This is a genomic window from Mycolicibacterium sp. CBM1 (genome assembly GCF_054073305.1).
This window is the reverse complement of the sequence record NZ_JBSXPP010000020.1, coordinates 25,423-44,302: the sequence shown is the minus strand read 5'-3', so window position 1 is coordinate 44,302 and position 18,880 is coordinate 25,423. Positions and strand designations below refer to the sequence as shown.

Here is an 18,880-nt window from a genome sequence, read left to right as displayed (position 1 = left end):
CTCGCGGGGATCTCACTCACGCCCGGGCGAGATGGCTTGCGATCCGCTGAGCCAGCCGCTCCGGTTGCCGGCGGATGTCATGGACGACGATGGGTACCACGGTCCAGCCCGCCTCCTGCACGGCCGCGAACCGTGCCTTGTCCCTTAACATTTCGGCTCGGCCAGCGTGCCACTCGATGCTGTCGTACTCAGCCGCGACCCTTGCGTGCGGCCAGGCGAAGTCCACTCGCCAGCGCTGGCCTGTTGCGGCGCGGATGGTGAACTGCAACTCGGGTGGCGGCAGCCTGTGATCGATCATGATCAGGCGCGCTTCACTTTCCATCGCCGACTCCGAACGGGCATCTGCGTGAGCCAGCAAGTCGCGCACGGCCGCGATGCCTCGTCTCCCGCGTTGTGCGTGCAGCGCCTGTTCGAGATCACTCCGCGTGCACCAACCGGAGCGCAGCGCCGCGTCCAGCGTGGCCAGCGCCCGCGGGCGGCTCAACTGCCGCGCCACCTCGACAGCCGTCCACGCCGGCGACGTGGCCGGTCGACTCGCGACCCACTGCACCGGGGCGCCGGTCCGTTGGTGGACCACCAGGCCCGTCGTCGAACGCATCCGAACACCGGGGTCGAGTATGTGGATGGCAGTGGCACTCTCGGTGTCGAACCCGTACAGCGCGGCTGCGGTGCCCATTACCGCGACGGCAGTCTGACCCATGAACACGTCCAACGCCGCGAGCCGCCCGAGCAGGTCTGGCTCGACGGGTGTGTAGACCCCGTACCAGACGCGTACCAAACCACCTCTGCGTACCTGAGCGTCGAGTTGTCGCCGGCTCATCACCGTCAGCAGCTGTGCGGTGGTGGCGATGCCGCCACCGCTCTCGAAGAGCGCGGTAACCGCTGTGTTCACGACACGAGCGTCGACGTTGGGCGCGATTCTGGTGTGCAACCCGTCGGCGCCGCTGTGCATAGCTCGCGAGCAGACGCAGACTTGCACTCGGTGGGGCACTTTTGCGCAATTGTGCGTCTGCTCGCGGGGATCGCTCAGGTATCTCGCGCGGATTAGGAGTTGTGCACGCTGCCAGGCTATTCTGGTCGGGTTCCACCGAAGACCGTCGGTCACCGAGCAATCGGTTGAAGGTCCCGGGATTTCCGGGCGGCCCACGCAGGAGGACGAGGTAGCAGTAGTTCTGTGTGCGCCCCGACCTGTCCTGTGTCGGGGCGTTCGTCATTTCCGGGCCACTCAAGTTTCTCGTGCCCCGTGGTCGGTTGGTGGACGTCCCAACCATCACGAGGAGGCAAGCATGGCCAAGGCTGACAAGGCCACCGCGGTCGCCGACATCGCCGAGAAGTTCAAGGAGGCGACGGCCACCGTCGTCACCGAGTACCGCGGCTTGACGGTGGCCAATCTTGCCGAGCTGCGCAGGTCGCTGGGCAACACCACGACCTACACCGTCGCCAAGAACACCTTGGTGAAGCGTGCCGCGTCCGAGGCCGGCATCGACGGTCTCGACGAGCTGTTCGCCGGGCCGACCGCCATCGCGTTCATCAGTGGCGAGCCCGTCGACGCCGCCAAGGCGATCAAGAAGTTCGCCAAGGACAACAAGGCGCTCGTCATCAAGGGCGGCTACATGGACGGTCGCGCCCTGAGCGTCTCCGAGGTCGAGCGCATCGCCGATCTCGAGTCGCGCGAGGTGCTGCTGTCCAAGCTGGCTGGCGCGATGAAGGCCAAGCAGTCGCAGGCCGCGGCGCTGTTCGTGGCGCCCGCGTCCCAGATCGCGCGGCTGGCCGCAGCTCTGCAAGAGAAGAAGGCCGGTTCGGAATCCACCGAGCCCGCCGCTTAGACCCCACCACCCATACAGAGATAAGGAATCACCATGGCAAAGCTGTCCACCGACGAACTGCTCGACGCGTTCAAGGAAATGACCCTGCTGGAGCTCTCTGAGTTCGTCAAGCAGTTCGAGGAGACCTTCGACGTCACCGCCGCCGCTCCGGTCGCCGTCGCGGCTGCCGGCCCCGCCGCCGGTGCCCCGGCCGAGGCCGCCGAGGAGCAGTCCGAGTTCGACGTCATCCTCGAGGGTGCCGGCGACAAGAAGATCGGCGTCATCAAGGTCGTCCGCGAGATCGTCTCGGGCCTGGGCCTGAAGGAAGCCAAGGACCTCGTCGACAGCGCCCCCAAGCCGCTGCTGGAGAAGGTCAACAAGGAGGCCGCCGAGGACGCCAAGGCCAAGCTCGAGGCTGCCGGCGCCACCGTCACCGTCAAGTAATTCGCACGACGGCGAAATCCCCCGCGAGCCCAGCTGGGCGCGCGGGGGATTTTTCGTTTCCCGGAGCCGATCACGGCTAGGTACACAAACTAAGTGGCGCCAATCTGCGTGCGCTACAGTGACTCAAACCACAGGCCGTCGAAGGCAGTGGCTGACCGGTGTGGGCGGAAGGATCGCGAGTGGGCATTTCTATTCAGGTCGAGGGGTTGACCAAGTCGTTCGGTTCCCAGCGCATCTGGGAGGACGTCACCTTGGACATCCCGGCTGGCGAGGTCAGCGTGCTGCTCGGTCCCTCGGGTACCGGTAAGTCGGTGTTCCTGAAGTCGCTGATCGGCCTGTTGCGACCCGAGCGCGGGAAGATCATCGTCGACGGCACCAACATCATCGAGTGCTCGGCCAAGGAGCTCTACGAGATCCGCACGCTGTTCGGCGTCATGTTCCAGGACGGTGCGCTGTTCGGCTCGATGAGCCTCTACGACAACACCGCTTTCCCCTTGCGTGAGCACACCAAGAAGAAGGAAAGCGAGATCCGCAAGATCGTCATGGAGAAGCTGGACCTGGTGGGTCTGGGCGGGGACGAGAACAAGTTCCCCGGCGAAATCTCCGGCGGTATGCGCAAGCGTGCCGGGCTGGCCCGCTCGCTGGTGCTCGACCCGCAGATCATTCTCTGCGACGAGCCGGACTCCGGTCTGGACCCGGTCCGCACCGCCTACCTGAGCCAGCTGCTGATCGACATCAACGCTCAGATCGACTGCACGATCCTGATCGTGACGCACAACATCAACATCGCCCGCACGGTGCCCGACAACATGGGCATGTTGTTCCGTAAGCATCTGGTCATGTTCGGCCCGCGCGAGGTTCTGCTGACCAGTGACGAGCCGGTTGTCAAGCAGTTCCTCAACGGCCGCCGCCTCGGTCCGATCGGCATGTCCGAGGAGAAGGACGAAGGCACCATGGCCGAGGAGCAGGCCCTGGCCGATGCCGGCCACCATGACGGTGGCGTCGAGGAGATTGAGGGCGTCCCCCCGCAGATCCAGGCCACTCCCGGAATGCCGGAGCGTCAGGCTGTCGGCCGCCGTCAGGCTCGGGTGCGCCAGATCCTGCACACCCTGCCGCCGGCCGCGCAGAAGGCGATCCTCGACGACCTTGAGGGCACCCACCAGCTGCCCACGCACCAGTTCGCCGGCGAGCCCGCACACGCGGCTCACCACGACGACGAGGCCTGAGCACCTTCTCGCACGGCGGCCCGTCGGCTGCCGGATACCGGATGTCTTTGTGTAGCAATGCCATTCGCTGCCATTCGCTGCCATTCGCTGAGTCCCACTGAGTCTTTTCGTGCCGCCGCTCGGGCCGGAAGAACGTCGGTCTGCACCTGACGAATCCGTGACGAATCAGGCCAGACGGTGGAATTGCCTGACACGGTGTCGCGAATCTGCCTACGTTCTCGGCGTCAACGGGGAAGGCAGATCTCATGGTCGAACGGCGTGCGTGGCTCGGCACTGGTGCGATGGTGATGGGGTTGGGGGCGGCGTTGTTGTCCGGCCCGGGGGCCGCCCACGCTGAGAGCGGGGGAGCCGACGACACCGCCGGCGGCCCTGCGTCAGCGTCGGATTCGTCGACATCTGTCGGCGGTAAGACGACCGCGGCAAGCCGCCGCGCGAAAACCGAGAGCCGTGCGCAGAGCACGGTCGCCGGCGCACGATCCGGACACTCGGCAACCGAGCGCCAGGGTGGACGTGGGACCACTCAGCCGGCTGCGGCCACTCCGTCGACCCAGACCACGTCGACCCAGACCACGTCGACCCAGACCACGTCGACCCAGACCATGTCGACCCAGACCACGTCGACCCAGACCACTCGGCCGGCACGCCCCACGGCCACCGCTGCGGCCTCGGCTCAGGCCGAGCGCACCACCGAAATGGTCGCGGCCGCCGCCACGACGACCGATCCGGCGGCATCGGCCGCGGTCGCCGAACCGGCACCGACGGCGCTGGGGTTCTCCCGGCGCGCCGTCATCACCGCCGCACGCCAGGCTCAGATCGATCAGCTGATCGCCTCGGCCGGCTCCATCACCGCAGCCCCCACCGCGAGCGAGGCGACCGCCACCGGCCTGGCCGCCACCGCGGTGCTCAACCTGCTCTCCGGGCTGGCGATCGGCACGCGCCCGACCGCGGCCGTGACCACGGCGGCCGCCACCACGACCGCCGCCACCACGGCAGCGCTGCTGCCGGTTGAGCCCACTAATGGGGTGACCGGTGTTGTGGTGGGGCACTCGCGGCTGACCATCCCCGGCGCGTTCATCGGCAACACGGTGGCGGCCGACTGGTATTTCCCGACCCAGGCCGACGGGACGGTGCAGGCCCAGGGTGTTATCTGGCTGCAGCACGGTTTCGGCGCCACCAACACCTTTTACTCGGCGCTGGCCACCAATCTGGCTCAGACCACCAACAGCATCGTCGTCGCGCCGTCGCTGTCGTCGATCCCGGTGACCTTCTCCGGCGGCTGCTTGACCTGCAGCGTCACCGAGGACGCAGCCGCAGCCATGTTCGGCCCGGACCGCTCGGCGCTGTTGAGCAGCGCGACCGCCGCGGGGTTTAAAGGCACGGCTCTGCCCGTGAACTTCGTGCTGGCGGGCCACTCCGCCGGCGGCGGGTTCGCTGCCGCGGTGGCCACCGACTACCTCGACGGTGATGACGCCCAGTACGACCCCAACGATCTGATCGGCGTGGTGATGTTCGACGGGGTGTCCAACGGAGCCCTCGACGGCACTTTCGCCCAGGAAGTCCAAACGCTGAACGCGGCGGGCAAGCCGATCTATCAGATCGCCGCCCCGGCGCAGGCCTGGAACCTGTTCGGCGCCACGACCAACGTGCTGGCTTCGACCCTGTCCGGCGACTTCATCGGCGTCGTGCTGCAAAACGGCTCCCACGTCGACTCGATGATCGGCAGTAACCCGCTGATCGATTTCGCCGCGCAGCTGGTGACCAAGCGCGTTCCGGCCGGCAATACCGCCGCGACCTACACGCTGAGCGCCGGCTGGATCAACGACATGTACGCCGGTGCCACCCCCGAGGCTCCGGAGTACGGCCTCTATGCCGCCGCCAACCAGCAGATCATCATGGGACCCACCGCCGCCGTCGGTCTGCCCGCCGCGCAGGCCAACCAGCTCTCGTTCGGCGACTATCTCGTCAAGGCTCTGATCGACACCGTCGGCAGGTTCTTCGGTTTCCAGCTGCCCACGCCGGTCAACAGCGGCGACAACGGACTGGATCCCAACACCCCCGTCGCCACCGTCGGTAACGGTGTCACCGGAGTGCGCACCGGATCGTCGGTGCTCGACATCCCCGCGGGAGAGAACGGATACGCCGCCCCGGCCAACTGGTACTTCCCGACCCAGGCCGACGGCACCGTCCAAGCCAACGGCATCATCTGGCTGCAGCACGGATTCCTCGGCTTCAACGACTGGTACGGCGACATGGCCCAGCAGCTGGCCCAGGAGACCAACAGCATCGTGGTCGTTCCCGACATCTTCTGGTTCGACAACCCGCTGTGCCCAGGCTGCTACCTGGGTGGATCGGTGATGCGCGAGGCGGTCGCGTCGATGTTCACCGGAAACCGCTCGGCGCTGAACATCAGCGCGAACGCTGCCGGCCTCGAGGGCACGCTGCCGGAGAAGTTCCTGCTCACCGGGCATTCGGCCGGTGGCAACTTCGCCACCGCCGTCGGTGCCCTGATCACCCAGAGCGACCAGGTCGACAATCTGCTCGGCGTGGTGATGTTCGACGGCGTCTCCCGCGACCCGTTGTTCACCGATTCCCTGACCGCGCTGGAGGCGGCCGGCATTCCCGACTACCAGATCGCCGCGCCGCCGCAGCGCTGGAACGCCTACGGAACGGCCACCGAGCTCATGTACGCGTTCTATGGCCCGAACAGGTTCTACGGCGTGCAGATCGACAACGGTTCGCACACCGATGTCATCGCGGGCGGCAACCCCTTCGGATGGCTGGGGGAGCTGCTCAGCACCATCATCGTCAAGCCGTCCCCGCTCGGCGGCAAGACCGCGGTGCGGACGTTCGCCACCGGTTGGATCAACGACATATACGCCGGCAAGGGGCCCACCGATCCGGTCTACGGCATCTACGGCAATCCCAACGACGGCACCTACGTGCCCAACCAGCCCATCGTCATGGGCGAGGCCGGGGCCACCACGTTGCCCGCCCCGCCGCCGGTGACCGTGGATCCCGCCCTTCCCCCGGACGAGAACTACCTGGGCACCTGGTACGAGCAGGGCAGTGTGCGCCAGTTCTTCTCGATCGGTCTGGTGAACACCAAGGCGCAGTACAGCCTCAACCCGGACGGCACCATCCGGGTGCAGAACTCCGGCAACTACTTCACCGCCAACGGACCGGCGGTGAACATCGTGGGTGAGGCCGTTCCGGTCAACGACTTCAACACCCGGCTCAACGTGGGCTTCTTTGGCTCCACGCCGAGCAGCGCCGAACCGGGCAACTATTGGATCTTGGACTACGCCACCGACTACAGCTGGGCGATCGTCAGCGACTCGTCCGGCTACAGCGGATTCATCCTCACCCGGCAGCAGACAATCGACGACGCCGAATACCAGGCACTGGTGGCGCGGGCCAGGGAGCTTGGTGTCTGGGGCCTGATCCTGCGGACCCGGCAGTACCCGACATCGTCGGCCGCCGCACTGCCCGGCCCGGCTGATGTGCCAGCGAGCGTGGCGGTGTGATCGGCAACGCCGAAGTCGCGTTAAATCCCGCGACATATCCACACCAATTACCGCGTTAACGCTTGACGGAAGGCCGTAAACGGGTCAGTCTGTTGTCCAGCATGTATGTACGGGTAGCTAGATCGCCAGCCAGCGCCAGCCTTCCCGGGATGCGGTTGTTGAGGAATGCGCCGTTCTGCGCTATCGTTGGACGTTGCGCTGGCTGCCTCCTGCCCACCTCAACCCGCACCTGACACCCGGTCCTAAGTCTGAGCCAAGACTTCCAGCTCGGACCTTCTGTGTGTCGCGTGCGTCGGGGACAGGCCGGGCCTCGAGTAGGCCAGCCGAACCGACGCAGATATCGCGGCCTCCGGAGCCATCCGGTCAGTCGCATTAGGTGCTGGAAGGATGCATCTTGGCAGTCTCTAGCCAGAGCAAAACGACTACTACTTCTAACTCCGTTCCCGGAGCACCGAAACGAATTTCCTTCGCCAAGCTGCGCGAGCCTCTTGAGGTACCCGGGCTGCTCGACGTCCAAACGGAGTCGTTCGAGTGGCTGATCGGCTCGCCGCGCTGGCGCGGAATCGCCGAGGCGCGCGGTGACGTGAACCCGGTGGGTGGCCTCGAAGAGGTTCTCGCCGAGCTGTCGCCGATCGAGGATTTCTCGGGCTCGATGTCCCTGAGCTTCTCCGACCCGCGTTTCGACGAGGTCAAGGCTCCGGTCGACGAGTGCAAAGACAAGGACATGACGTACGCGGCCCCGCTGTTCGTCACGGCCGAGTTCATCAACAACAACACCGGTGAGATCAAGAGCCAGACGGTCTTCATGGGTGACTTCCCGATGATGACCGAGAAGGGCACCTTCATCATCAACGGCACCGAGCGTGTCGTGGTGTCCCAGCTGGTCCGTTCGCCGGGTGTCTACTTCGACGAGACCATCGACAAGTCCACCGAGAAGACGCTGCACAGCGTCAAGGTGATCCCCGGCCGCGGTGCGTGGCTGGAGTTCGACGTCGACAAGCGCGACACCGTCGGTGTGCGTATCGACCGTAAGCGCCGTCAGCCGGTCACCGTGCTGCTCAAGGCGCTGGGCTGGACCAACGAGCAGATCCGCGAGCGCTTCGGGTTCTCCGAGATCATGATGTCGACGCTGGAGAAGGACAACACCGCCGGTACCGACGAGGCGCTGCTGGACATCTACCGGAAGCTGCGCCCGGGCGAGCCGCCGACCAAGGAGTCGGCGCAGACCCTGCTGGAGAACCTGTTCTTCAAGGACAAGCGCTACGACCTGGCCCGGGTGGGTCGCTACAAGGTCAACAAGAAGCTGGGCCTCAACGCCGGCCAGCCGATCACCAGCTCGACGCTGACCGAAGAGGACATCGTCGCGACGATCGAGTACCTGGTCCGGCTGCACGAGGGCCAGACCACGATGACCGCTCCCGGCGGCGTCGAGGTGCCGGTCGACGTCGATGACATCGACCACTTCGGTAACCGGCGTCTGCGCACGGTCGGCGAGCTGATCCAGAACCAGATCCGGGTCGGCCTGTCCCGCATGGAGCGCGTCGTCCGCGAGCGGATGACGACTCAGGATGTCGAGGCGATCACGCCGCAGACCCTGATCAACATCCGTCCCGTCGTGGCGGCGATCAAGGAGTTCTTCGGCACTAGCCAGCTCTCGCAGTTCATGGACCAGAACAACCCGCTCTCGGGTCTGACCCACAAGCGCCGCCTGTCGGCGCTGGGCCCGGGTGGTCTGTCCCGTGAGCGTGCCGGCCTCGAGGTTCGCGACGTGCACTCCAGCCACTACGGCCGGATGTGCCCGATCGAGACCCCCGAAGGCCCGAACATCGGTCTGATCGGCTCGTTGTCGGTGTACGCACGGGTCAACCCGTTCGGCTTCATCGAGACGCCGTACCGCAAGGTGGTCAATGGTGCCGTCACCGACGACATCCACTACCTGACCGCCGACGAGGAGGACCGCCACGTCGTGGCGCAGGCCAACTCGCCTACCGATGACGAGGGTCGCTTCACCGAGACGCGCGTCCTGGTCCGCCGTAAGGGCGGCGAGGTCGAGTACGTCAGCGCCGACGAGGTGGACTTCATGGACGTCTCGCCGCGCCAGATGGTGTCGGTCGCGACGGCGATGATCCCGTTCCTCGAGCACGACGACGCCAACCGCGCCCTGATGGGTGCCAACATGCAGCGCCAGGCGGTTCCGCTGGTGCGTAGCGAGGCGCCGCTGGTGGGTACCGGTATGGAGCTGCGTGCGGCGATCGATGCCGGTGACGTCATCGTGACCGAGAAGGCCGGTGTGGTCGAGGAGGTCTCCGCCGACTACATCACCGTGATGGCCGACGACGGCACCCGGCACACCTACCGGATGCGCAAGTTCGCCCGCTCCAACCACGGCACGTGCGCCAACCAGCGTCCGATCGTGGATGCCGGGCAGCGCGTCGAGTCGGGCCAGGTGCTCGCCGACGGGCCGTGCACCGAGAACGGTGAGATGGCGCTGGGCAAGAACCTGCTCGTCGCGATCATGCCGTGGGAGGGCCACAACTACGAGGACGCGATCATCCTCTCCAGCCGCCTGGTTGAGGAGGACGTGCTCACCTCGATTCACATCGAAGAGCACGAGATCGATGCCCGCGACACCAAGCTGGGCGCCGAGGAGATCACCCGGGACATCCCGAACGTCTCCGATGAGGTGCTCGCCGATCTCGACGAGCGCGGCATCATCCGCATCGGCGCCGAGGTTCGCGACGGCGACATCCTGGTCGGCAAGGTCACCCCGAAGGGCGAGACCGAGCTGACCCCCGAGGAGCGGCTGCTGCGCGCGATCTTCGGCGAGAAGGCCCGCGAAGTCCGCGACACCTCGCTGAAGGTGCCGCACGGTGAGTCCGGCAAGGTCATCGGCATCCGGGTGTTCTCCCGCGAGGACGACGACGAGCTGCCTGCCGGTGTCAACGAGCTGGTCCGCGTCTACGTGGCCCAGAAGCGCAAGATCTCCGACGGTGACAAGCTCGCCGGCCGCCACGGCAACAAGGGCGTCATCGGCAAGATCCTGCCCATCGAGGACATGCCGTTCCTGCCGGACGGCACCCCCGTCGACATCATCCTGAACACCCACGGTGTGCCGCGACGGATGAACATCGGCCAGATCCTGGAGACCCACCTCGGGTGGGTGGCCAAGGCCGGCTGGAAGGTCGACGGAACGCCGGACTGGGCGGCCAACCTGCCCGTGGATCTGCTCGAGGCGCAGCCCGACAGCATCGTCTCCACCCCGGTGTTCGACGGTGCTCAGGAAGGGGAGCTGCAGGGTCTGCTGGCTTCGACGCTGCCGAACCGCGACGGCGAGGTCATGGTCAACGCGGACGGCAAGGCCGTGCTGTTCGACGGCCGCAGCGGCGAACCGTTCCCGTACCCGGTGACGGTCGGCTACATGTACATCCTGAAACTGCACCACCTGGTGGACGACAAGATCCACGCCCGCTCCACCGGCCCGTACTCGATGATCACCCAGCAGCCGCTGGGCGGTAAAGCGCAGTTCGGTGGTCAGCGGTTCGGTGAGATGGAGTGCTGGGCCATGCAGGCCTACGGCGCGGCGTACACGCTGCAGGAGCTCTTGACCATCAAGTCCGACGACACCGTCGGCCGGGTCAAGGTCTACGAGGCGATCGTCAAGGGCGAGAACATCCCCGAGCCGGGCATTCCGGAGTCGTTCAAGGTGCTGCTCAAGGAGCTGCAGTCGCTGTGCCTCAACGTCGAGGTCCTGTCTAGCGACGGTGCCGCGATCGAGATGCGCGATGGTGACGACGAGGACCTGGAACGTGCTGCCGCGAACCTGGGAATCAACCTGTCGCGCAACGAGTCCGCGTCCGTCGAGGATCTGGCCTGATAGCGGCGAAGGCCGCGCTTGGTTATTTGGTTTTCTAATCCCGAAAGGGGAAAGGGAGTTACGTGCTAGACGTCAACTTCTTCGATGAACTCCGCATCGGTCTGGCGACCGCGGACGACATCCGCAACTGGTCCTACGGCGAGGTCAAGAAGCCGGAGACCATCAACTACCGCACGCTCAAGCCGGAGAAGGATGGCCTGTTCTGCGAGAAGATCTTCGGACCGACTCGCGACTGGGAGTGCTACTGCGGCAAGTACAAGCGCGTCCGCTTCAAGGGCATCATCTGCGAGCGCTGCGGCGTCGAGGTCACTCGCGCCAAGGTGCGTCGCGAGCGGATGGGCCACATCGAGCTGGCCGCTCCCGTCACGCACATCTGGTACTTCAAGGGCGTCCCGTCGCGCCTCGGGTACCTGCTCGACCTGGCCCCGAAGGATCTCGAGAAGATCATCTACTTCGCGGCCTATGTGATCACCGCGGTCGACACCGAGATGCGCCACAACGAGCTGTCCACTCTCGAAGCCGAGATGGAGGTCGAGAAGAAGGCCGTCGCCGACCAGCGTGATTCCGATCTGGAGGCACGGGCCCAGAAGCTCGAGGCCGACCTGGCGGAGCTGGAGGCCGAGGGTGCCAAGTCCGACGTGCGCCGCAAGGTGCGCGACGGCGGCGAGCGCGAGATGCGCCAGCTGCGTGACCGGGCCCAGCGTGAGCTGGACCGGCTCGACGAGATCTGGACCACCTTCACCAAGCTGGCTCCCAAGCAGCTGATCGTCGACGAGAACCTCTACCGCGAGCTGGTCGACCGCTACGGCGAGTACTTCCAGGGCTCGATGGGCGCGGAGTCGATCCAGAAGCTCATCGAGAACTTCGACATCGACGCCGAGGCGGAGATCCTTCGTGACGTCATCCGGAACGGCAAGGGACAGAAGAAGCTTCGTGCGCTCAAGCGTCTGAAGGTTGTCGCCGCGTTCCAGCAGTCGGGCAACTCTCCGATGGGCATGGTGCTCGATGCGGTTCCGGTGATCCCGCCGGAGCTGCGCCCGATGGTTCAGCTCGACGGTGGCCGCTTCGCCACCTCCGACCTCAACGATCTGTACCGCCGCGTGATCAACCGCAACAACCGGCTCAAGCGACTGATCGACCTCGGTGCGCCCGAGATCATCGTCAACAACGAGAAGCGGATGCTTCAGGAGTCGGTCGACGCGCTGTTCGATAATGGACGCCGTGGCCGGCCGGTCACCGGACCGGGCAACCGTCCGCTGAAGTCGCTGAGCGATCTGCTCAAGGGCAAGCAGGGCCGGTTCCGCCAGAACCTGCTCGGCAAGCGCGTCGACTACTCGGGTCGTTCGGTCATCGTGGTCGGCCCGCAGCTCAAGCTGCACCAGTGTGGTCTGCCCAAGTTGATGGCACTCGAACTGTTCAAGCCGTTCGTGATGAAGCGTCTGGTCGACCTGAACCACGCGCAGAACATCAAGAGCGCCAAGCGGATGGTCGAGCGTCAGCGTCCCCAGGTGTGGGATGTCCTCGAAGAGGTCATCGCAGAGCACCCGGTGCTGCTCAACCGTGCCCCCACGCTGCACCGCCTGGGTATCCAGGCCTTCGAGCCGCAGCTGGTGGAAGGCAAGGCCATTCAGCTGCACCCGCTGGTCTGTGAGGCGTTCAACGCCGACTTCGACGGTGACCAGATGGCAGTCCATCTGCCACTGAGCGCCGAGGCACAGGCCGAGGCCCGCATCCTGATGCTGTCTTCGAACAACATCCTGTCGCCCGCGTCGGGCAAGCCGCTGGCCATGCCGCGTCTGGACATGGTGACCGGTCTGTACTTCCTGACCACGCTGGTTCCCGGCGCGGCCGGGGAATACGCGCCGGCCGCCAAGGACACCCCGGAGACCGGCGTGTACAGCTCGCCGGCCGAGGCCATCATGGCGATGGACCGCGGTGTGCTCAGCGCTCGCGCCCAGATCAAGGTGCGTCTGACGCAGCTGCGTCCGCCGCATGAGGTCGAGGCCGAGCTGTTCGGCGAGAACGGTTGGCGCCCGGGCAATGCCTGGACCGCCGAGACCACGCTGGGTCGGGTGCTCTTCAACGAGCTTCTGCCGCAGGGTTATCCGTTCGTCAACGAGCAGATGCACAAGAAGGTCCAGGCCCGGATCATCAATGATCTGGCCGAGCGCTACCCGATGATCGTCGTCGCGCAGACCGTCGACAAGCTCAAGGACGCCGGCTTCCACTGGGCCACCCGCTCGGGTGTCACCGTCTCGATGGCCGACGTCATCGTGCCGCCGGAGAAGCAGGAGATCCTCGAGCGCTACGAGGCCGAAGCCGACAGCATCGAGAAGAAGTACCAGCGCGGTGCTCTGAACAAGCAGGAGCGCAACGACGCCCTGGTCGAGCTGTGGAAGGAAGCCACCGAAGAGGTCGGTAACGCGTTGCGGGCGCACTACCCCAACGACAACCCGATCATCACGATCGTGGATTCCGGTGCGACGGGTAACTTCACCCAGACGCGAACGCTGGCCGGCATGAAGGGTCTGGTGACCAACCCGAAGGGTGAGTTCATCCCGCGGCCGATCAAGTCCTCGTTCCGTGAGGGCCTGACGGTGCTGGAGTACTTCATCAACACCCACGGCGCCCGAAAGGGTCTGGCGGACACCGCTCTGCGTACCGCCGACTCGGGTTACCTGACCCGTCGTCTGGTCGATGTCAGCCAGGACGTCATCGTCCGCGAGCACGACTGCGGCACCGAGCGCGGCATCGTCGTCGAGCTGGCCGAGCTGCAGGGTGATGCCCTCATCCGCGACCCGCACGTCGAGACCTCGGCGTACGCCCGCACGCTGGCCGCCGACGCGGTCGACGAGAGCGGCAACGTGGTCGTCGAAGCCGGACACGATCTGGGCGACCCGGCTATCGACGCATTGCTCGAAGCCGGCATCACCTCGGTGAAGGTCCGTTCGGTGCTCACCTGCACCAGCGCCTCCGGCGTGTGCGCCATGTGCTACGGCCGTTCGATGGCCACCGGCAAGCTGGTGGACATCGGCGAGGCCGTGGGCATCGTGGCCGCGCAGTCCATCGGCGAGCCCGGCACCCAGCTGACCATGCGCACCTTCCACCAGGGTGGTGTCACCGGTGGCGCCGACATCGTCGGTGGTCTGCCTCGCGTGCAGGAGCTGTTCGAGGCGCGTGTTCCGCGGAACCGCGCCCCGATCGCCGATGTCGCCGGGCGGGTGCAGCTGGAGGAGACCGACAAGTTCTACAAGATCACCATCGTTCCCGACGACGGGAGCGAGGAGGTCGTGTACGACAAGCTCTCCAAGCGTCAGCGGTTGAAGGTGTTCAAGCACGACGACGGCACCGAGCGTCTGCTGGTCGACGGCGACCATGTCGAGGTGGGCCAGCAGCTCATGGAGGGCTCGGCCGACCCGCACGAGGTGCTTCGTGTCGAGGGCCCGCGCAAGGTCCAGATCCACCTGGTCAAGGAGGTCCAGGAGGTCTACCGCGCGCAGGGTGTGTCGATCCACGACAAGCACATCGAGGTCATCGTCCGCCAGATGCTGCGTCGCGTGACGATCATCGACTCGGGTGCGACGGAGTTCCTGCCCGGCTCGCTGACCGAGCGTGCCGAGTTCGAGTCGGAGAACCGTCGGGTTGTGGCCGAGGGTGGCGAGCCCGCGGCCGGCCGTCCGGTGCTGATGGGTATCACCAAGGCGTCGCTGGCCACCGATTCGTGGCTGTCGGCGGCGTCGTTCCAGGAGACCACTCGCGTGCTGACCGATGCGGCGATCAACTGCCGCAGCGACAAGCTGCAGGGTCTGAAGGAGAACGTGATCATCGGCAAGCTGATCCCGGCCGGTACCGGTATCAACCGCTACCGCAACATCCAGGTTCAGCCGACCGAGGAAGCTCGGGCCGCGGCGTACACGATCCCGTCCTACGAGGATCAGTACTACAGCCCGGACTTCGGTCAGGGCACCGGTGCCGCGGTGCCGCTGGACGATTACGGGTACTCGGATTATCGGTAGGGCCTGCGGGTAATACCTACCACTCCGCAGTCAAGAAGAGAGCCCTCGCAGCAGCGGGGGCTCTTTTCTTGTCCGCGAGCAGACGCAGAGTTGCATGAATCCGGCTGCGCTGGTGCGATTCTGTGTCTGCTCGTCAGAAGGGGCCGGGGTCGTACGTGTGCTTCACGCGGCGCAAACGGTCGAAGTTCGCGCCGTAATAGGCCCGTTGCCAGTCCGGGTGCGGCGATCCTCACAGAAATTCGCGTCGACGTCAGAAAGGTCGCCAATTGCACCCGCCTAGACTGGGCGGCGTGTTGATCGGTTCGCACGTCCGCTCTGACGACCCGCTAGCCGCCGCTCAGGCCGAAGACGCCGAGGCGGTGCAGTTCTTCCTCGGTGACCCGCAGAGCTGGAAGAAGCCCAAACCCCGTGCCGATGCTGACATGCTGCGCACGGCGGCCATCCCGCTCTACGTGCACGCGCCCTACTTGATCAACGTCGCTTCGGCTAACAACCGGGTACGCATCCCGTCACGCAAGATCCTGCAGGACACCTGCGACGCCGCCGCGGAGATCGGCGCCACTGCGGTGATCGTGCACGGCGGCCACGCCGACGACAACGACATGGAAGCCGGCTTCGAGCGCTGGGTCAAGGCGCTGGCTCAGCTGGAGACCGACGTCCCGGTCTATCTGGAGAACACCGCGGGCGGCGAGCACGCGATGGCGCGCTACTTCGACACCATCGGCCGGCTGTGGGATCGCATCGGCGACACCGGAATCGGGTTCTGCCTCGATACCTGCCACGCCTGGGCGGCCGGCGAGGAGCTGATCGACGCGGTCGAGCGCATCATGTCGATCACCGGCCGCATCGACCTGGTGCACTGCAACGATTCCCGCGACGCCAAGGGCTCGGGAGCCGACCGGCACGCCAATTTCGGTGCCGGACAGATCGATCCGCAGCTGTTGGTCGCCGTGGTGTCTGCGGCAGGCGCGCCGGTGATCTGTGAGACGGCCGACGAGGGCCGCAAGGACGACATCGCATTCCTGCGCGACCAGCTGGGTTCGACCGGCTAGGTCAGGTAGACCTTTCGCAGCGTCTCGCTCACCGTCCATACCGTTTTGGCGCCGGCGGCGAGTCGCACCACATCGCCCGGCCCGAGCGTGAGTGCCGACGTTTCGTCGTCGAACTCGACGGTGGCGGCACCGGAGAGCACGACGAACAACTCGTCGGCCTCCACGTCGCTCATCACCCCGGGAGTCATCTCCCACACCCCGACCTGAAGGCCGCCGAACCGCCCCAATTCGGCAGTCCCGGTGTGCGGATCCCCGCCGAGCGACTGTTCGGGGGGCACCGACTCGTGCTCGAGCCACTCGATGGCGGCGTGCACGACAGAGTTTGGCTTCACCTTTAGCAGGATGCCATATTACGTATCTTGTGCAACCGTCGAAAAAACGTAACAATGGTGGCATGTCGGACACTCACGTCGTCACCAACCAAGTCCCGCCACTGTGCGACCACAACCCCGCGACGTCGCCGGTGCTTGTCGAGGCGCTGATCCGCGAGGGCGGCCAGTGGGGCCTCGAGGAGGTCACCGAATTGGGCGCGCTCTCCGGCAGCACCCAGGCGCAACGGTGGGGTGAGCTCGCCGACCGGAACGTCCCGATCCTGCACACCCACGATCGCTACGGCCACCGGGTCGACGAGATCGAGTACGACCCGGCCTACCACGAGCTGATGCGCACGGCCATCGCCCACGGCCTGCACGCCGCCCCGTGGTCCGACGACCGCCCCGGTGCGCATGTGGTCCGCGCCGCCAAGATGTCGGTGTGGACTCCCGAACCCGGCCACGTCTGCCCGATTTCGATGACCTACGCCGTCGTCCCTGCGCTTCGGCACAACCCTCAGCTCGCCGCGGTCTACGAGCCCCTGCTCACCAGTCGGGTGTACGACCCCGAGCTGAAGGTGCCAGCGACTAAAGCCGGTATCACCGCTGGGATGTCGATGACGGAGAAGCAGGGCGGTTCTGACGTCCGGGCCGGCACCACCCAAGCCGTCCCCAACGGCGATGGCAGCTACACCCTTACCGGCCACAAGTGGTTCACCTCCGCGGCGATGAGCGACATCTTCCTGGTGCTCGCGCAGGCCCCGGGCGGCCTGAGCTGCTTCATGCTGCCGCGGGTACTGCCGGACGGCAGCCGTAACCGAATGTTCCTGCAGCGCTTGAAGGACAAGCTCGGCAACCACGCCAACGCGTCCAGTGAGGTCGAGTACGACGGCGCGCTCGCGTGGCTGGTGGGGGAGGAAGGTCGCGGTGTGCCGACCATCATCGAAATGGTCAACCTGACCCGGCTGGACTGCACGCTTGGCAGCGCCACCAGCATGCGCAGCGGCCTGACCCGCGCGGTCCACCACGCCCAGCATCGCAAGGCATTCGGTGCCTACCTCATCGACCAGCCGCTGATGGGCAATGTACTGGCCGACTTGGCGGTGGAGGCCGAGGCCGCCACCATGGTGGCGATGCGGATGGCCGGTGCGACCGACGGCGCGGTCCGCGGCGACGAGCGCGAGACCCTGCTGCGGCGGATCGGCTTGGCCGCCGCCAAGTACTGGGTGTGCAAACGCGCCACGCCCCATGCGGGCGAGGCCATGGAATGCCTGGGCGGCAACGGGTATGCCGAGGAGTCCGGTATGCCGAGGCTGTACCGGGAGGCACCGCTGATGGGCATCTGGGAAGGTTCGGGCAACGTCAGCGCGCTGGACACGTTGCGCGCCATGGCAACCCGGCCCGAGTGTGTCGCCGTACTATTCGACGAGTTGGCCTTCGGCGCCGGCCAGGACGCGCGACTCGACGCCCACGTGGCCCGGTTGCGCTCGGATCTGCAGAACACCGAAGCCGTCGAGTACCGCGCCCGCAAGGTCGCTGAGGACATCACGCTGGCCCTGCAGGGTTCGCTGCTGGTGCGCCACGGGCACCCCGCGGTGGCCGAGGCGTTCCTGGCGACGCGCCTGGCCCGCAACTGGGGCGGCGCCTTCGGCACCCTCCCAGCGGGGCTCGACGTCGCGCCGATCCTGGAACGCTGCCTGGTGAAGGGATGACCGACGACCTCAAGACGATGACCTACGAGGTCACCGATCGGGTCGCCCGAATCACCTTCAATCGCCCCGAAAAGGGCAACGCGATCGTCGCCGACACCCCGCTGGAGTTGGCCGCTCTCGTCGAGCGGGCCGACCTCGATCCGGCGGTTCACGTGATCCTGGTGTCCGGCCGCGGCGAAGGCTTCTGCGCCGGTTTCGACCTGAGCGCCTACGCCGACGGATCGTCGCGGCCAGGTGGCGACGAGCGCGCGGGCACGGTGCTCGACGGCAAGACCCAGGCCGTCAACCACCGCCCGGACCGGCCATGGGATCCGATGATCGACTATCAGATGATGAGCCGTTTCGTGCGCGGATTCGCCAGCCTGATGCACGCCGACAAGCCGACGGTGGTCAAGATCCACGGGTACTGCGTCGCCGGCGGCACCGATATCGCCCTGCACGCCGACCAGGTGATCGCCGCGGCCGACGCCAAGATCGGCTATCCGCCGACCCGGGTGTGGGGAGTGCCGGCGGCCGGACTGTGGGCGCATCGTCTCGGTGACCAGCGCGCCAAACGACTTCTGCTGACCGGGGATTGCATCACCGGCGCGCAGGCCGCCGAGTGGGGGCTCGCCGTTGAGGCGCCCGACCCGCGGGACCTCGACGACCGCACCGAGCGGCTGGTCGAACGCATCGCCGCGATGCCGGTCAACCAGCTGATCATGGTCAAGCTGGCGATGAACTCCGCGCTCTACCAGCAGGGGGTCGCGACCAGCCGGATGGTCAGCACGGTCTTCGACGGGATTGCCCGGCACACCCCCGAGGGCCACGCCTTCGTGGCCGATGCCCGCGAGCACGGCTTCCGTGATGCGGTTCGGCATCGCGACGAGCCCTTCGGCGATTACGGTCGCCGCGCCTCGGGGGTGTGAGCATGCCG

At 66.3% G+C, this 18,880-nt stretch carries 11 protein-coding genes and 1 pseudogene; 9 read left to right on the top strand and 3 right to left on the bottom strand.

Annotation, left to right across the window (positions count from 1 at the left end):
* Positions 1 to 16: 16 nt before the first annotated feature.
* Positions 17 to 892 carry a type IV toxin-antitoxin system AbiEi family antitoxin gene (locus ACXDF8_RS22705; RefSeq protein WP_457225532.1) on the bottom strand — a complete coding sequence of 292 codons (876 nt, stop codon included), beginning with the start codon at positions 890 to 892 and terminating at the stop codon, positions 17 to 19.
* A gap of 394 nt (positions 893 to 1,286) precedes the next feature.
* Between ACXDF8_RS22705 and rplJ the strand changes: the two genes are divergently transcribed.
* The 6 genes from rplJ to ACXDF8_RS22675 all read left to right on the top strand — a co-directional run bounded on the left by rplJ (position 1,287) and on the right by ACXDF8_RS22675 (position 14,889).
* Entirely contained in the window at positions 1,287 to 1,826 is a 540-nt protein-coding gene (rplJ, locus tag ACXDF8_RS22700) for a 50S ribosomal protein L10 (protein WP_457225531.1), read from the top strand.
* A gap of 33 nt (positions 1,827 to 1,859) precedes the next feature.
* Positions 1,860 to 2,249 (top strand): 50S ribosomal protein L7/L12, encoded by a 390-nt coding sequence (rplL, locus tag ACXDF8_RS22695; RefSeq protein WP_457225530.1) that lies wholly within the window; start codon positions 1,860 to 1,862, stop codon positions 2,247 to 2,249.
* Between the two features lie 179 nt (positions 2,250 to 2,428).
* On the top strand, positions 2,429 to 3,475 hold the full coding sequence (locus ACXDF8_RS22690) for an ABC transporter ATP-binding protein (protein ID WP_457225529.1): 1,047 nt from the start codon (positions 2,429 to 2,431) through the stop codon (positions 3,473 to 3,475).
* Positions 3,476 to 3,720: 245 nt separating this feature from the next.
* Positions 3,721 to 6,999: a lipocalin family protein gene (locus ACXDF8_RS22685; RefSeq protein WP_457225528.1), complete on the top strand. Its 3,279-nt coding sequence runs from the start codon at positions 3,721 to 3,723 to the stop codon at positions 6,997 to 6,999.
* A 376-nt stretch (positions 7,000 to 7,375) separates the two neighbouring features.
* Complete coding sequence (gene rpoB / locus ACXDF8_RS22680; protein ID WP_457225527.1) at positions 7,376 to 10,873, top strand: DNA-directed RNA polymerase subunit beta; 3,498 nt, start codon at positions 7,376 to 7,378, stop codon at positions 10,871 to 10,873.
* 62 nt (positions 10,874 to 10,935) lie between these two features.
* A complete protein-coding gene (locus ACXDF8_RS22675) occupies positions 10,936 to 14,889 on the top strand; it encodes a DNA-directed RNA polymerase subunit beta' (protein ID WP_457225526.1) in 3,954 nt (1,317 codons plus the stop codon).
* Positions 14,890 to 15,022: 133 nt separating this feature from the next.
* Here ACXDF8_RS22675 and ACXDF8_RS22670 read toward each other — a convergent pair.
* Positions 15,023 to 15,097: pseudogene (locus ACXDF8_RS22670) on the bottom strand (BBE domain-containing protein); the annotation flags it as partial.
* A gap of 82 nt (positions 15,098 to 15,179) precedes the next feature.
* Here ACXDF8_RS22670 and ACXDF8_RS22665 point away from each other — a divergent pair.
* Positions 15,180 to 15,941 (top strand): deoxyribonuclease IV, encoded by a 762-nt coding sequence (locus ACXDF8_RS22665; RefSeq protein WP_457225525.1) that lies wholly within the window; start codon positions 15,180 to 15,182, stop codon positions 15,939 to 15,941.
* On the opposite strand, the gene ACXDF8_RS22660 is transcribed toward ACXDF8_RS22665, so the two are convergent.
* Entirely contained in the window at positions 15,938 to 16,273 is a 336-nt protein-coding gene (locus ACXDF8_RS22660) for a cupin domain-containing protein (RefSeq protein WP_457225524.1), read from the bottom strand. The two genes, ACXDF8_RS22665 and ACXDF8_RS22660, sit on opposite strands and share 4 nt — an antisense overlap.
* A 62-nt stretch (positions 16,274 to 16,335) precedes the next feature.
* Here ACXDF8_RS22660 and ACXDF8_RS22655 point away from each other — a divergent pair, with 62 nt between their 5' ends.
* Together ACXDF8_RS22655 and ACXDF8_RS22650 are read left to right on the top strand one after the other, a co-directional pair.
* Complete coding sequence (locus tag ACXDF8_RS22655; protein ID WP_457225523.1) at positions 16,336 to 17,964, top strand: acyl-CoA dehydrogenase family protein; 1,629 nt, start codon at positions 16,336 to 16,338, stop codon at positions 17,962 to 17,964.
* Positions 17,961 to 18,872: a crotonase/enoyl-CoA hydratase family protein gene (locus ACXDF8_RS22650; protein WP_457225522.1), complete on the top strand. Its 912-nt coding sequence runs from the start codon at positions 17,961 to 17,963 to the stop codon at positions 18,870 to 18,872. The genes ACXDF8_RS22655 and ACXDF8_RS22650 overlap by 4 nt, the downstream gene beginning before the upstream one ends.
* Positions 18,873 to 18,880 lie beyond the last annotated feature (8 nt).

Coding starts and splice junctions, on each gene's coding strand:
- ACXDF8_RS22685 (WP_457225528.1), top strand. CDS start 3,721: ATGGTCGAACGGCGTGCGTGGCTCGGCACTGGTGCGATGGTGATGGGG.
- ACXDF8_RS22650 (WP_457225522.1), top strand. CDS start 17,961: ATGACCGACGACCTCAAGACGATGACCTACGAGGTCACCGATCGGGTC.
- ACXDF8_RS22655 (WP_457225523.1), top strand. CDS start 16,336: ATGTCGGACACTCACGTCGTCACCAACCAAGTCCCGCCACTGTGCGAC.
- rplL (WP_457225530.1), top strand. CDS start 1,860: ATGGCAAAGCTGTCCACCGACGAACTGCTCGACGCGTTCAAGGAAATG.
- rplJ (WP_457225531.1), top strand. CDS start 1,287: ATGGCCAAGGCTGACAAGGCCACCGCGGTCGCCGACATCGCCGAGAAG.